The organism is Aliivibrio logei (assembly GCF_001691055.1).
Classification (GTDB): Bacteria; Pseudomonadota; Gammaproteobacteria; order Enterobacterales; family Vibrionaceae; genus Aliivibrio; species Aliivibrio salmonicida.
On the sequence record NZ_MAJU01000011.1, the window covers coordinates 55,083 to 70,630 of the forward strand.

A 15,548-nucleotide genomic window follows, 5' to 3' on the forward strand; every position below is an offset into this window, starting at 1 on the left:
GTTGTGAGCAACATCTCTTTATGCGAGTTATTTAACAAATAAAACTCTATTTTTAAGTAGATGAAATTCACGTTAACCCTATATAATACAAGGGACAGACCAGAGACTCAGCCGCAGTATACGATGTGAAACATCTGATTACAAACGCATAAATAACACCTACATCACACCACAGAAAATTAACTTTTTTTTCATCAAAAATATAAACAAGTGCACACATAAGCGCACAAAAATTGACATTAGCCCGTGTAATGGGTACAAAGTTGTCACTCTCATATCCGGGATAGAATAAAAATATAACAAAAGGAGAATGTTATGGCTGATAAGAAAGCAACTCTTCACATTGAAGGTCAAGCACCAATAGACATGCCAGTAATGGAAGGCACTATCGGACCTGAAGTGATTGATGTACGCAAATTAGGCGCTAATGGTTACTTCACTTTTGACCCTGGTTTTCTTGCCACTGCATCTTGTGAATCTCAAATTACCTACATTGATGGCGATAAAGGTGTATTACTACACCGTGGCTTCCCAATCGATCAGTTAGCAAATAATGCTGATTACTTAGAAGTATGTTACATACTACTGAATGGCCAAGCACCAAGCCGTGAAGAATACGAAACGTTCAAAGATATTGTTACCCGTCATACGATGGTTCACGAACAAATTTCAAGCTTCTTCCATGGGTTCCGTCGTGATGCTCATCCAATGGCTGTAATGTGTGGTGTAGTTGGTGCATTAGCGGCCTTCTACCATGATTCACTAGATATTAATAATGATGAACATCGTGAAATTGCGGCATTTAGACTTCTATCTAAAATGCCAACACTTTCAGCGATGTGCTACAAATATTCAATTGGTCAACCGTTTATCTATCCACGTAACGACTTAACGTATGCTGAAAACTTCTTGCACATGATGTTCGCAAACCCATGTGAAGAATATGAAGTAAATCCTGTTGTTGCTCGTGCTATGGATAAAATATTTACTCTGCATGCTGATCATGAACAAAATGCGTCAACATCAACAGTTCGTTTAGCGGGCTCTTCAGGTGCAAACCCATTTGCATGTATCGCCGCAGGTATTGCTTCTCTTTGGGGACCAGCACATGGCGGTGCAAATGAAGCTTGTTTGCGTATGCTTGAAGAAATTGGCTCTCTTGATAATATTGATGAGTACGTTGCAAAAGCAAAAGATAAGGAAGACCCTTTCCGATTAATGGGCTTTGGACACCGAGTTTATAAAAACTACGATCCACGAGCAACAGTAATGCGTGAAGCGTGTCATGAAGTATTGAAAGAGCTAAACATTAAAGATCCACTGTTAGATGTAGCAATGGAACTTGAACGAATTGCGTTATCTGATGAATACTTTGTATCTAAAAAACTGTATCCAAACGTAGATTTCTACTCAGGTATTATTCTAAAAGCGATTGGGATCCCTGCATCAATGTTTACTGTTATTTTTGCACTGTCTCGTACTGTTGGTTGGATCGCACACTGGAGCGAAATGCACAGTGATCCAGATAACCGTATTGGTCGTCCTCGCCAACTTTATACAGGTGAAGAGTTACGCGAATTTAGACCACTTCACGAACGTGAATAATTTAGAGTTCATGTAGATAGTCACTATTTCTTAAATAAAAAGGTTGATGCGTTAGCATCAACCTTTTTTATTCTGATTTAAATAACATCAAATAATGAATCCATAAGTAAATGCTTATACTGGATTATCAATATCAATAAATTTAACGTCAAATCCGTGCTCTCTTACCAACCACTCACCAAGAGCTTTAACTCCATAACGTTCCGTTGCATGATGACCAGCTGCAAAATAATGAATGCCTAATTCACGTGCGATATAAGTCGTTCTTTCAGATATTTCTCCTGATATAAACGCATCTATCCCCTGCTCTGCCGCCAACTCAATATAATCTTGACCTCCACCAGAGCACCAAGCCACTGTTTTAATATTTTTATTCACATCTGGGGTAATGTGTAAGGGCTCTCTATTCAATATTTGGCTGATTCTTAAACTAAGATCTTCGCCAGATAATGCAACGTCAAACTCTCCTTTCATTGCTATGGATTGAGGCGTTGGCTCTAGCCCTTCAACATTTATAATTGAAAATAAACGAGCTAACTCCGCATTATTACCAAGTGTTGGGTGTATATCTAAAGGAAGATGGTAAGCAAATAAATTAATGTCATTTTTAATTAAAGAACGAATACGATTGCCTTTCATCCCTTTAATTGACTCATTTTCGCCCTTCCAGAAGTAGCCATGATGAACTAATAATGCATCTGCTTTATGCTCTATCGCAGCGTCAATAAGTGCTTGAGAAGCAGTTACACCTGTAATGATTTTCTTTACTTCATTTTTACCTTCAACTTGAAGTCCATTTGGGCAATAGTCTTTAATTAATTGAGGCTTTAATTCATTATTTAGTACTGTTTCTAACTGAAAATTATTCACTATCACATCCCTATATTTAAAATAAAAAAAGCAGCGACATGCGCTGCTTTTTTATTAACATTTTACTGAAATTATACTAGACCACTATAATCCAGCGTCTTTAAATACATTACTTACAATTTCTTGTGCTTCTTGCTCAATCAATGCCAAATGATCAGCACCTTTAAAACTTTCGCAGTAAATTTTATAAATCTCTTCAGTTCCAGATGGGCGTGCAGCAAACCAACCATTCGCCGTTGTTACTTTCAAACCACCAATCGCAGCACCGTTACCAGGAGCATGCGTTAAACGTGCAGTAATCTCATCACCTGCTAATGTTGTTGCAGACACCATCTCTGGAGAGAGTTTACTTAATACCGCTTTTTGTTCTTTATTCGCAACCGCTTGAATACGGTTATAACTTGATTCACCGTGTTGAGCCGCAAGTTTATTATAATATTCTTGCGGGTTCATACCTGTTATTGCTGTAATTTCAGCAGCAAGTAGACACAAAAGAATACCATCTTTATCTGTTGACCATGGTGTACCATCAAAACGTAAGAAAGAAGCACCTGCACTTTCTTCACCACCAAAGCCTAGTGTCCCATTGTATAAACCATCAACAAACCACTTAAAACCAACAGGAACTTCACATAAATCACGGCCTAAATCAGCCACAACCTTATCAATAATAGCTGAAGAAACGAGAGTTTTACCTACAGCGACTTCGTTTTTCCACTGAGGTCGATTTCGATATAAATAATCAATACATACTGCAAGGTAATGATTTGGGTTCATTAGTCCTAATGGCGTAACAATACCATGGCGATCATAATCAGGATCATTACCGAACGCTAAATCATAATCATCTTTTAATGATAATAATCCAGCCATTGCATAAGGTGAAGAACAGTCCATACGAACTACACCGTCTTTATCTAACGACATAAACTGGAATGACGGATCGATAGCTTCACTCACAAGAGTCAAATCAAGTTCAAACGCCTGACCAATTTGACGCCAATATTCAATGCCAGAACCGCCAAGTGGATCGACACCTAATTTTAAATTTGCTTTTTGAATCGCTTCAATATTAATCACATTTTTCAGATCATTAATATACGGTTGAACTAAGTCAATTTGCTTCACAAGATCAGAAGCCATCGCCTCTGTTATAGAAACGCGTTTAACTTCTGTTAATTCATTCGCAATCAATTGATTCGCACGATTTTCAATGGCTGTCGTCAGCTCACCTTCTGCCGGTCCTCCATGAACAGGATTATATTTAATGCCGCCATCTTGAGGTGGGTTATGAGAAGGTGTAATCACAATACCATCCGCTTTCTCATCAAATTTAACATTATGCGTTAAAATTGCATGCGAAATACCGGGGGTCGGAGTGTAGCCATTATTCTCTTGAATAATAACTTCAACGCCATTTGCAACAAATACTTCAATTGCAGACGTAAATGCAGGTTCAGATAATGCGTGAGTATCTTTCCCTAAAAACAGAGGACCAGTCACTCCATTCGCTTTACGAACATCAACAACCGCTTGAGCAATTGCCCAAATATGATGCTGATTAAACGTTGATTTATCCGCCGTTCCACGGTGTCCAGAAGTACCAAATTGCACTTTCTGATCGGCATTAGCTGGGTTTGGCTCTAATAAAAAATAATTAGCAACTAATGCTGGGATATTGTGTAAATCTTCTTGCTGAGCTTTTTGCCCAGCGCGAGGATGTATAGCCATTTGACGATTCCTTGTGACAAATTATGATTTGAGTGCTAACTCAAAAAATTAAATCGCCGCGCACACTTTTTCTGTTAAATCATGTTGGAAACCCATACGTTCCATTAATAATTCAACCATGTGGCGCTTGCGATTAGTATTCGTGTTTGTAATAACCCAGAAAGGCGTTCCTTTGATTTCTCGAGGCTTAGTCGTTTTACCACTTGCTATTAAGGTATCTTGATTATCAGCAAAATAAACTCGAGTTCGACCTTTAACTTCTGTTGCTTCAGAAAAAGCTTTAGAGTCAATGGTATATAATTCTGATAATACAGTTAAAAAGCGATCGATCGCTTTATCTAGTGAGGAGAATTCATCAGAAATTAATAAGGTACGTACTGCTTTCACTCGATCAACAGAGCTCTCTTTGCCGGCATCTTTACTAACGACAATGCCTCGTTTGATAACAGCAGAAGGCGCTGTAACAACAAGTTCAGTTGCGGATGATTGCATTAAGATACGACGTAAAATATCAGAGGCACTTTCACCGATGTGTTGAGTTTGGCTCGCAATAAAGCGGTATAGTTCTTCATCTACTTCAATTGTCTTCATTATATGGTTCGTATTCTTAATCTATTTATGAAGGCATAATTATACCTTGTATAATCGTGATACTCTACGACAAACCTAACACAACATAGAAAAATGAAGCGACTTAATTACAAACAACAAGGAAACGGGGATCCATTGATCCTTATTCATGGTCTATTCGGAAGCTTAGATAACCTAGGATTGATAGCACGTCAATTTGAAAGTAGCTATCAAGTGATCAGTGTTGATCTTCGTAATCACGGACTTTCTTTTCACTCTAATGAACATAATTATGACTTACTTGCGACTGATGTAATTGAATTAATGGATCATCTTTCCATTACGTCTGCCCATATTATTGGGCATTCAATGGGAGGCAAAGTAGCAATGGCTATTGCTGGATCTTCCCCAGAAAAAATTAATTCTCTTTCTATCTTAGACATGGCCCCAGTTTCATACCCAGAACGAAAACATGATGCTGTTTTTGCTGGATTACAACGTGTAATAACAACGCCACCAACGTCTCGAAAAGAAGCAGATGTCTTATTATCAACCTCAATTATTGATCCCGGAGTTAGACAATTTTTAAGTAAGTCATTGCATAAAGTAAATAATACGTTAACTTTTAGATTTAACGTGTCGACGTTATTTAATCAGTATTCTGACATTATTGGTTGGCATGACATCACTCCTTTCTCAGGCCATGTCTTATTTATAAAAGGAGAAAATTCCGATTATATTCTGCCTGAGCATAGAGCAAGCATCATGGCTCAATTCCCTACTGCAAAAGCGCATGTAGTGAATGGAACCGGGCATTGGTTGCATGCAGAAAAACCAGAGACGATTTATCGCATAATTAATCGTTTTATAGAAAATAGTCGTAAAAGATAATCAATACCAACCAGCGCAAAGCTATGGTATAGTTTTGCGTCATTATATGATTAGTTTAGCAAGCCTGCATAATGTAAGGGTGAATCATGCTGTATGAACATTTTGATCTTATTGAATCTATTGGATTAGATTTATTGTTTGCCTCGATTTTTTTCTTTATCGGTATGGCAATAAAAGATGTTTTAAAACAGGGAAATGTCCCACCTTTTGGCCGACGTATTGTTTGGCTAGTACTCTTTCTTGGTTGTACTGGTTTTATTGCGAAAGGTCTTATTCAGCTCAGCTGGGAAGGCGCAGGGCTTGGCTAAATTCAACTAATCAAATAACACCAAATTTCATTAATTAGAAAAATACAGGTATTCATCATATGGCAAGTGTAGGACTCTTCTTTGGTAGCGACACAGGTAACACTGAAGCTATTGGCAAGATGATTCAAAAACAGCTTGGTAAAAAGCTAGTTCATGTACAAGATATTGCGAAAAGCAGTAAAGAAGACATTGATAACTTTGACCTTCTTCTTTTAGGTATCCCTACATGGTATTACGGTGAAGCTCAATGTGATTGGGATGATTTCTTCCCAGAGTTAGAAGGCATTGATTTCTCAACTAAGCTTGTTGCTATTTTTGGTTGTGGCGACCAAGAAGATTACGCTGAGTATTTCTGTGATGCGATGGGCAATATTCGTGACATCGTAGAAGCAAAAGGCGGCACAGTAATTGGTTACTGGCCAACAGAAGGCTATGAATTCGAAGCATCTAAAGCTCTCGTTGATGAAAATAACTTTGTTGGTCTTTGTATTGATGAAGATCGCCAACCAGAGCTGACTGAAGAACGTGTTACTGCATGGGTGAAACAAATCCATGAAGAAATGTGTTTAGCAGAACTTGAAGACTAAATTTTAGTTTTTATGGGTGCCCTCTGTCATGAGGGCATTATCTAAATTGAGGTTTTTTCCTCACGTACAATGTTCGATTGACTCTTGCCACCACCTTTCCATTCTTATCATAAATATACACTTCAAACTCTGGAAAGCATTTATTTCCATTTTCCGTTAATTGTTTAATTTCTTTTATTTTTTCATCTGAAATAACAAAATGAGCCTCTAGGTTACTTGTTCCCGGTGAAATAAAATCGATTTCTGCTTTTTTATCCCATACAAAATATTCTTCCCGAAAAATACCCATTAGCATCAACGAAAAAACCGGATCAGTCATAGAAAAAATACTTCCTCCATATTGGGTACGATTCGCATTCCTATTCCAAAATCGATCTTTTAGTACAACTCGAACATCTTGAAAATTTTCTGAAATGTTTTTGATCGATATCCCAGCGCCCCAAAATGGAGGCCAAATATTTAATGCCCATCGGACTATTTTTGGGGTAAAGTAACGGTACATATTTATTTCCTTTAATTCTGGTCAGACCTCATAATAGTTTGTATATTAACAAAAGATCAACATCTATTTTTTTGTAAGAGATCTTGCAGATAAGGTTTCAACTGAATTGAATGTTCCCTATAATTAAGTTATTAAAACTGCACAAGAAATCGATGCAGAATGCCAATACAGGAAAAGTCAATGTCAGATAACAACCAAGCACTGAAAAAAGCCGGTTTAAAGGTAACTCTTCCGCGTCTTAAAATTTTAGAAATCTTACAGCAACCCGAGAGCCAACATATTAGCGCTGAAGATTTATATAAAAAATTAATCGATATTGGTGAAGAGATTGGACTTGCTACTGTTTATCGCGTACTAAACCAATTTGATGATGCAGGTATTGTTACTCGCCATCATTTTGAAGGCGGTAAATCGGTCTTTGAACTAGCAACACAACATCACCACGATCATCTTGTATGTCTAGATTGCGGCAAAGTAATCGAGTTCTCTGATGATCTAATAGAAGAACGTCAGAAAGACATTGCGAATAAATACAATGTTCGCTTAACTAATCACAGCTTATATCTATATGGTCATTGTATTACTGGTGACTGCATAGAAAATACCACCGCTCATAATGGCTAATATTTAGTTTACGTGCATAAAAAAACCAGCATCTCTGCTGGTTTTTTATTATCTATAAATTACTTGATTAGGATTAACCTTCCCAAGTATCACGTAAACCTACTGTACGGTTGAATACAAGAGCCTCTGGAGTAGAGTCTTTGTTATCAATACAGAAATAGCCTGTACGTTCAAATTGATAGCCAGCTTCCGCTTCTGCAGTTACTAAGCTTGGTTCAACAAAACCCTGTTTAGTAATTAATGACTCAGGATTAATACTTTCTGAGAAATCCTCTAAAGCCGCAGGGTTTGGCACTGTGAATAAACGATCATATAGACGAATTTCTGCAGGGAACGCTTTGTCTGCAGATACCCAATGAATAACGCCTTTCACTTTACGACCATCTGCTGGGTTTTTACCTAGCGTTTCTGTGTCATAGCTACAGAAAATAGTCGTGATGTTACCCGCTTCGTCTTTTTCAATTCGATTTGCTTGAATAACATAAGCACCGCGTAAACGCACTTCTTTACCAAGTACTAAACGTTTGTATTTCTTGTTTGCTTCTTCACGGAAATCATCTTGCTCAATATAAACTTCACGAGTAAATGGAACTTCACGAGTACCCATTTCTGGTTTATTTGGATGATTTGCAACGTTTAGCGTTTCGACTTTACCTTCTTCGTAGTTTTCAATCACTACTTTTACAGGTTCAAGTACAGCCATTGCACGAGGTGCATTTTCATTTAGATCATCACGAATACACGATTCTAATGAACCAAATTCAATCATGTTCTCTTGCTTAGTTACACCAATGCGCTTACAGAATTCACGAATAGACCCCGCAGTAAAACCACGACGACGTAAACCAGAAACCGTAGGCATACGTGGATCATCCCAACCATTTACTAATTTCTCAGTAACCAGTTCATTAAGCTTACGCTTAGACATGATCGTGTATTCTAAGTTTAAACGGCTAAACTCATATTGATGTGGTTGGCAATCAATCGTAATATTTTCCAAAACCCAATCATATAAACGACGGTTGTCTTGGAATTCTAATGTACAGATAGAATGCGTAATGCCTTCAAGTGCATCCGAAATACAATGAGTAAAATCGTACATTGGGTAGATACACCACTTATCGCCAGTTTGGTGATGAGTAGCAAAACGAATACGATAAATAACAGGATCGCGCATAACGATAAATGAAGAAGCCATGTCGATTTTTGCACGTAAGCAAATAGTGCCTTCTTTAAATTTACCATCACGCATTTGTTCAAATAGCGCAAGGTTCTCTTCGACACTACGATCACGGTATGGGCTGTTTTTACCCGGCTCTTTAAGAGAACCACGGTACTCACGGATTTGATCAGAGGTTAACTCATCAACATAAGCCAGTCCTTTCTCAATCAATTCAACCGCGTAATCATACAATTTATCGAAGTAATTCGAAGAATAATGAATATCTCCGCTCCAATCAAAACCTAACCATTTGACGTCATTTTTGATTGATTCAACGTATTCAATATCTTCTTTTTCAGGGTTAGTATCATCAAAACGTAGATTACACTGTCCCTGATAATCTTGAGCAATACCAAAATTCAAACAGATAGATTTTGCGTGTCCGATATGCAGATAACCGTTTGGCTCTGGCGGGAAACGAGTATGGACACTGGAATGTTTACCTGACTTTAGGTCTTCATCAATAATTTGACGGATAAAGTTGGTAGGACGAGTTTCAGTTTCACTCATCTAAAGCACCTCATTGGTATTAGGAGAAAGAACAAATTGTTCATATCTCCCTATGATCCACAATTATGGGCCAATACTCAATATATAGAATCAAATAGTTGCTTTATTTCCATAAAAAAAGCCGCTCTAATTAGAGCGGCTCATTAAATCGAGTTAATTTACTCAATAATTATGGTAGTGCAACTGCTGTTAAGTCTTCAGAAGCTGGGATTTTTTTCATTTCACCAGCAACGATTTCAGCAAGAGGACCTAGGATAACTTGAACATTGTTTGAACCAAGTTTAACTACGCCCATTGCACCAAGACCTTTCAGTTGCTTCTCGCTGATTACGCTAGTGTCTTTAAGAGTTAAGCGTAAACGAGTGATACAAGCATCAATGTTTTCTATGTTGTCGTGACCACCAAGCGCTTTAAGATACTGCTTAGCTAGTTCACTTGTTTCTTTAGAACCACGGATTGAGCTTTCTTCTTCATCATCGTCTTCACGGCCTGGAGTCTTAAGGTTAAACTTAAGGATTACAGCGCGGAAGATAAAGTAGTATAAAGCGAAGAAAACGATACCTTGGATAATTAGCATATACCAATTAACCGCTAGTGGGTTACGGCTAGAAAGAACCATATCAACTAGACCCGCAGAGAAACCGAAGCCTGCAATCCAATGCATAGATGCTGCGATGAATACAGAGATACCCGTTAATGCTGCGTGAACTACATACAATGCAGGAGCAAGGAACATGAATGAGAATTCTAGTGGTTCAGTTACACCCGTAAAGAACGATGCGAAACCGGCAGCAATCATAATAGATGCTACTTTTTCTTTGTTCTCAACTTTTGCAGTGTGGTAGATAGCTAGTGCTGCACCTGGTAGACCAAACATCATGATTGGGAAGAAACCAGCTTGGTACATACCTGTAACACCTACAGTTGCAGTACCTTCAGCGATAGACTTTGCGCCACCTAGGAAGTTAGGGATGTCGTTAATACCAGCAACGTCGAACCAGAACACTGAGTTAAGTGCATGGTGAAGACCTACAGGAATTAATAAACGGTTGAAGAATGCATAGATACCTGCACCCGTAGCACCCATACCTTGAATTGATTCGCCGAAGTGAACAAGACCATCGTAGATTGCTGGCCATACGTACATAAGCACGAACGCAATTAAAATACCTGCAAATGACGTTAGAATAGGTACAAGACGTTTACCTGAGAAGAATGCAAGTGTTTTATGCAATTCAACAGCAGAGAAACGGTTGTAAATTTCAGCAGATATGATACCAACTAAAATACCAACAAATTGGTTGTTGATCTTACTAAAAGCAGCAGGAACAGCAGCAGGATCAATACCTTGAATTTGAGCTACCGCACCTGGAGAAAGAAGATTCGTTACAACAAGGAAACCAACAAAACCAGAAAGTGCCGCTGCACCATCTTTATCTTTAGACATACCATAAGCAACACCAATTGCGAATAGTACAGACATGTTATCAATAATAGACGCACCAGCTTTGATTAAAAACGCTGCTAATGCACTATTGCCGCCCCAAGCCACCGGATCAATCCAGTAACCAATACCCATTAAAATTGCTGCTGCAGGTAATGTAGCAACTGGTACCATCAGTGCTTTACCTACTTTTTGAAAATATCCTAAAATATTCACCTTTAGATTCCCCCTATAAGGATTTTAGATTTTTTTGAGTAGCTTACGTTAGCTTATTATAAACTTATTTCGCTACTCGTTATTAACAGGGTCAGTGTAAGGGATTAATTTCGCCCCGCAAATTAAAAGCGAGCTAATTGTGATCATTATCACCTGCAGAGGGAATATTTAAGGTATTTTGCTAGCGAGATCATAAAACTTATTTTATCATTCGAAAGAATAAAACATCCGGAATAATATTTGGTCATAAATAGACTCAATTTTGTCATTACTGAACGAAACATTTAGGACATAGAGTGTACCGCTCAGTAAGCAGTTTTATTTTTTACTTGCTTAAAAATTTCCACAAAAAAAGTTCTATTTTTTTTGTACACTAAATTATAACTTAAAGGATTCACGCTATGTATGCGCTAACTAACTGTAAAGTCTATACTGGTAATGATGTTCTTGTTGATCACTCAGTGATTATCAACGGCACCAATATTGAAAAAATCTGCCTAACATCTGAACTTCCTGATGGCATCGAACGTAAAGATTTAGACGGTGCTAATTTAAGCCCTGGTTTCATCGACCTTCAGCTAAATGGCTGTGGTGGTGTAATGCTAAATGATGAAATTACAGCAAAAACCATGCAAATAATGCATGAAGCAAACCTTAAATCGGGTTGTACTAGCTTTTTACCGACATTAATCACTTCTTCAGACGAAGATATGCGCGCTTCTATTGAAGCTGCTCGTGAATATCACAACAAATATCAAAACCAATCTTTAGGTTTACACCTTGAAGGTCCGTACCTAAATGTCATGAAAAAAGGCATTCACAGCGTTGACCATATCCGTCACTCAGATTCAGATATGATCCAACTTATGTGTGATAACGCTGATTTAATCACAAAAGTGACATTGGCTCCTGAGCAAAATGATCCTGAACATATTGAGCGTCTTCACAAGGCCGGTATTGTTGTTTCAATTGGCCACACAAACGCAACGTATGCAGAAGCTCGCCAAGGTTTTGAGTCAGGCATTACATTCGCTACTCATTTATTTAATGCAATGACACCAATGGTAGGTCGTGAACCAGGTGTTGTTGGTGCAATCTACGATACACCAGACGTTTATGCTGGCATTATCGCTGATGGCTTCCATGTTGATTACGCAAACATTCGTATCGCGCACAAAATAAAGAAAGAAAAGTTAGTATTAGTGACCGATGCCACAGCTCCTGCAGGTGCTGACATGGAATACTTTATTTTTGTGGGGAAGAAAGTATATTACAAGGATGGTAAATGTGTTGATGAAAATGGCACATTAGGTGGATCAGCTCTGACTATGATTGAAGCAGTTCAGAATACAGTTGAACACGTTGGAATCGCTTTAGATGAAGCTCTACGTATGGCTACGTTATATCCTGCTCAAGCAATTGGTGTAGATAATAAACTTGGTCGAATCAAAAAAGACATGGTAGCTAACCTTGCTATTTTTGATCGTGACTTTAATGTAAAAGCGACTGTTGTTAACGGACAATACGAGCAAAGTTAATATGACTGACGGACAAATTGGTAATGTAGATCTAGTAAAACAATTAAACAGTGCCGCTGTTTATCGTTTAATCGACCAAAAAGGACCGATTTCTCGAATTCAAATCGCAGACGTTAGTCAACTTGCACCAGCAAGTGTTACCAAGATAACCCGTCAATTATTAGAGCGTGGCTTAATTAAAGAAGTCGCGCAACAAGCATCAACTGGTGGTCGAAGAGCAATTTCTTTGACTACCGAAACCTCACCCTTTCATTCAATCGCGGTGCGCTTAGGCCGTGATTATATTCAGCTAAGCCTATTTGATCTTTCAACAAAAGAATTAGCCAGTGAATACCAAGAATTTCATTATAGTAACCAAGAACACCTTTTAGATGGCCTAAATAAATTACTCCAAAACTTCATTACCCGTAATCAAGACACCATCAAACAACTCATCGCTATTGGTATAACACTCCCTGGTTTGGTTAACCCAGAAACGGGCGTTGTAGAATATATGCCAAATACCGATATAGACAAACTAGCATTGGCTGACTTCATTAAAGAAACGTTTGATATTCAATGCTTTGTTGGTAATGATATTCGAGGTTTAGCGCTCGCTGAACACTATTTCGGGGCCTCTCAAGATTGCCGAGATTCTATTCTAGTGAGTGTTCATAGAGGAACCGGGGCTGGTATTATTGTTAATGGTAAAGTATTTCTAGGGCATAATCGAAACGTTGGAGAAATCGGTCATATTCAAATCGATCCAATCGGCGATAAATGCCAATGTGGTAACTTTGGATGTTTAGAAACAGTTGCAGCAAACCCTGCAATTATTTCGCGTATAGAGACGTTACTTGAGCAGGGTTACCCATCTAGCCTTTCTCAGTTAGAAACGATAACTATGTCTGATATTTGCCATGCCGCAAATCATGGAGATGAATTAGCAACACAGACTTTATTACGTGTTGGTAATCAGCTTGGTAAAGCAATTGCGATGACAATAAACCTATTTAATCCACAAAAAATAGTTATCGCAGGAGCAATCACCCAAGCCGATAAAATCGTCTTTGCAGCAATACAGAATTGCATTAAAAATCAATCATTAACCGCTTTTCATAAAAACTTACCCGTTGTAGCCTCAAAACTCGACAAGCAACCGACGATTGGTGCTTTCTCAATGGTTAAGCGCGCAATGCTTAATGGCGTCTTGTTACAAAAATTATTAGATGAGTAAGCGCGAATAATTTTTGTCATGTTACCCTAAGGGCTGCATTTGCGGCCCTTTTTATTACTTTCAGGAAAATATCTTTTATGGAGTTGCTCTTTATTATCGCGGCCTTTGTCATGGGCTTCATCGCATTAAAAATAAATTTACCTCCATTGGTAGGCTTTTTATTAGCAGGGTTCGGCTTACACGCTTTCGGCTTTCAATCTAACGATACATTATCTACTTTTGCTGATCTTGGTGTCACTCTTCTCTTATTTTCTATTGGTTTAAAACTCGATATAAAAACACTACTAGCAAAAGAAATTTGGTTGGGCGCCACACTTCATAATGTATTTTCAACCCTATTTTTCACCCTCGCGTTATTAGGGTTAAAGTTACTTGGCATTACCATGCTAGCAAATATAGAAATAGCACAATTAGTGTTATTTGGCTTTGCTCTCTCTTTTTCGAGTACCGTTTTTGCTGTTAAAGCCTTACAAGAAAAAGGGGAAATGAATGCAACCTATGGGACATTAGCCATTGGTATTCTGGTCATGCAGGATATTTTTGCTGTTGTCTTCTTAAGTGTATCGACTGGAAAGATCCCTGAAATTACCGCCCTTGCTTTATTTGCCCTTCCTTTATTTAGACCCCTTTTCTTCAAACTATTAGATTGGGCAGGTCATGGTGAGATGCTCGTACTCTATGGTATTTTCTTAGCGTTAGTCGCAGGAGCTGGTACGTTTGAATTGGTTGGAATGAAACCGGATCTTGGCGCACTTATTTTAGGAATGCTACTCGCTGGCCATTCAAAAGCATCCGAGTTATCTAAATCTCTATTTAACTTAAAAGAAATACTCCTTATTTGTTTCTTCTTAAATATAGGTTTATCAGCAGCACCTACGCTATCTGGACTCACTCTTGCTCTACTTCTCATTTTATTACTTCCAGTAAAAGGATTTTTATATTTTATTATTATCAATAAATTTAAATTCCGTGTACGTACTTCTTTACTCGCCTCCCTTACATTGTTTAATTACAGTGAGTTTGGTCTTATTGTTGGTGGCCTCGCCTTTAAAATGGGTTGGTTACCAGGAGACACGCTAGTTGCCATTGCTATAGCCGTTTCTATATCATTTATTATTTCAGCGCCATTAAATAATTTTGGACACTCCATTTACCAACGATCTCGCCATTGGTTAAAAGAACATACCGCAGAAAAGCTAAATTCAATGGATAAACTGATTAATCCAGGTAGAGCACAAATATTAATCTTAGGTATGGGGCGTATAGGTAGCGGCGCTTACGATGAGCTTAAAGATAAATATGGGGATATTATTTTAGGTATAGAGCTTAAAGACGATGCAGCAAAACATCATCAAGAACTAGGACGAAACGTGATCACCGGTGATGCTACCGATCCTGATTTTTGGGAACGTATTTTATCGACATCTCACGTTAAACTTGTTTTGCTTGCAATGCCAAACCATCAAGGTAATCAATTTGCTTTAGAGCAATTAAAATCGAGAAATTACAAAGGACAAACCGCCGCAATTGCCGCTTATAATGACCAAATCGATGGCTTAGTAGAACAAGGGGTTGATGCAGCCTTTAATATATACAATGAAGCAGGTAGTGGTTTTGCTCGCCATGTCACAGAGCAACTAAACCCTAAATTCAATCAATAACGTTTTATTTATAACCAATCAAAGATAATCAAGTACATCAAATAAGAAGGAAT

General features: G+C 38.1%; 14 protein-coding genes. 8 read left to right on the forward strand and 6 right to left on the reverse strand.

Going from position 1 to position 15,548, the window contains the following annotated elements:
* Window positions 1-315 precede the first annotated feature (315 nt).
* Window positions 316-1,605, forward strand: coding sequence for a citrate synthase (locus A6E04_RS10780; protein WP_017022428.1), 1,290 nt, complete (start codon window positions 316-318; stop codon window positions 1,603-1,605).
* A 114-nt stretch (window positions 1,606-1,719) separates the two neighbouring features.
* Here A6E04_RS10780 and A6E04_RS10785 read toward each other — a convergent pair whose 3' ends face one another.
* The 3 genes from A6E04_RS10785 to seqA all read right to left on the reverse strand — a co-directional run bounded on the left by A6E04_RS10785 (window position 1,720) and on the right by seqA (window position 4,797).
* On the reverse strand, window positions 1,720-2,475 hold the full coding sequence (locus A6E04_RS10785) for a Nif3-like dinuclear metal center hexameric protein (protein WP_023603602.1): 756 nt from the start codon (window positions 2,473-2,475) through the stop codon (window positions 1,720-1,722).
* Between the two features lie 84 nt (window positions 2,476-2,559).
* Entirely contained in the window at window positions 2,560-4,206 is a 1,647-nt protein-coding gene (gene pgm / locus A6E04_RS10790; RefSeq protein ID WP_065611337.1) for a phosphoglucomutase (alpha-D-glucose-1,6-bisphosphate-dependent), read from the reverse strand.
* Window positions 4,207-4,254: 48 nt separating this feature from the next.
* A complete protein-coding gene (gene seqA, locus A6E04_RS10795) occupies window positions 4,255-4,797 on the reverse strand; it encodes a replication initiation negative regulator SeqA (RefSeq protein ID WP_012549625.1) in 543 nt (180 codons plus the stop codon).
* Window positions 4,798-4,890: 93 nt separating this feature from the next.
* Here seqA and A6E04_RS10800 point away from each other — a divergent pair, with 93 nt between their 5' ends.
* The 3 genes from A6E04_RS10800 to fldA all read left to right on the forward strand — a co-directional run bounded on the left by A6E04_RS10800 (window position 4,891) and on the right by fldA (window position 6,562).
* Window positions 4,891-5,667 carry an alpha/beta fold hydrolase gene (locus A6E04_RS10800; RefSeq protein WP_017022425.1) on the forward strand — a complete coding sequence of 259 codons (777 nt, stop codon included), beginning with the start codon at window positions 4,891-4,893 and terminating at the stop codon, window positions 5,665-5,667.
* Between the two features lie 86 nt (window positions 5,668-5,753).
* Window positions 5,754-5,975: a DUF2788 domain-containing protein gene (locus tag A6E04_RS10805; RefSeq protein WP_017022424.1), complete on the forward strand. Its 222-nt coding sequence runs from the start codon at window positions 5,754-5,756 to the stop codon at window positions 5,973-5,975.
* A 59-nt stretch (window positions 5,976-6,034) separates the two neighbouring features.
* Entirely contained in the window at window positions 6,035-6,562 is a 528-nt protein-coding gene (gene fldA, locus A6E04_RS10810) for a flavodoxin FldA (protein ID WP_012549622.1), read from the forward strand.
* Between the two features lie 37 nt (window positions 6,563-6,599).
* Here fldA and A6E04_RS10815 read toward each other — a convergent pair whose 3' ends face one another.
* A complete protein-coding gene (locus A6E04_RS10815; protein WP_012549621.1) occupies window positions 6,600-7,064 on the reverse strand; it encodes a DUF4442 domain-containing protein in 465 nt (154 codons plus the stop codon).
* Window positions 7,065-7,244: 180 nt separating this feature from the next.
* On the opposite strand from A6E04_RS10815, the gene fur reads away from it, so the two are divergent.
* Window positions 7,245-7,688, forward strand: a complete 444-nt coding sequence (fur, locus tag A6E04_RS10820) for a ferric iron uptake transcriptional regulator (protein ID WP_012549620.1) — start codon at window positions 7,245-7,247, stop codon at window positions 7,686-7,688.
* Window positions 7,689-7,761: 73 nt separating this feature from the next.
* On the opposite strand, the gene glnS is transcribed toward fur, so the two are convergent.
* Both glnS and nagE read right to left on the reverse strand, forming a co-directional pair.
* The gene (gene glnS / locus A6E04_RS10825) at window positions 7,762-9,420 is read right to left on the reverse strand and encodes a glutamine--tRNA ligase (RefSeq protein WP_023603604.1); all 1,659 of its coding nucleotides are present in this window, start codon (window positions 9,418-9,420) and stop codon (window positions 7,762-7,764) included.
* Window positions 9,421-9,589: 169 nt separating this feature from the next.
* Entirely contained in the window at window positions 9,590-11,080 is a 1,491-nt protein-coding gene (nagE, locus tag A6E04_RS10830; RefSeq protein WP_017022422.1) for an N-acetylglucosamine-specific PTS transporter subunit IIBC, read from the reverse strand.
* A gap of 401 nt (window positions 11,081-11,481) precedes the next feature.
* Here nagE and nagA point away from each other — a divergent pair, with 401 nt between their 5' ends.
* From nagA to A6E04_RS10845, 3 genes are all read left to right on the forward strand, one after another.
* The gene (nagA, locus tag A6E04_RS10835) at window positions 11,482-12,618 is read left to right on the forward strand and encodes an N-acetylglucosamine-6-phosphate deacetylase (protein ID WP_012549617.1); all 1,137 of its coding nucleotides are present in this window, start codon (window positions 11,482-11,484) and stop codon (window positions 12,616-12,618) included.
* A 1-nt stretch (window position 12,619) separates the two neighbouring features.
* Window positions 12,620-13,834: a DNA-binding transcriptional regulator NagC gene (gene nagC, locus A6E04_RS10840; protein WP_017022421.1), complete on the forward strand. Its 1,215-nt coding sequence runs from the start codon at window positions 12,620-12,622 to the stop codon at window positions 13,832-13,834.
* 77 nt (window positions 13,835-13,911) lie between these two features.
* A complete protein-coding gene (locus A6E04_RS10845) occupies window positions 13,912-15,495 on the forward strand; it encodes a cation:proton antiporter family protein (RefSeq protein ID WP_017022420.1) in 1,584 nt (527 codons plus the stop codon).
* The last annotated feature ends 53 nt before the right edge of the window (window positions 15,496-15,548 follow it).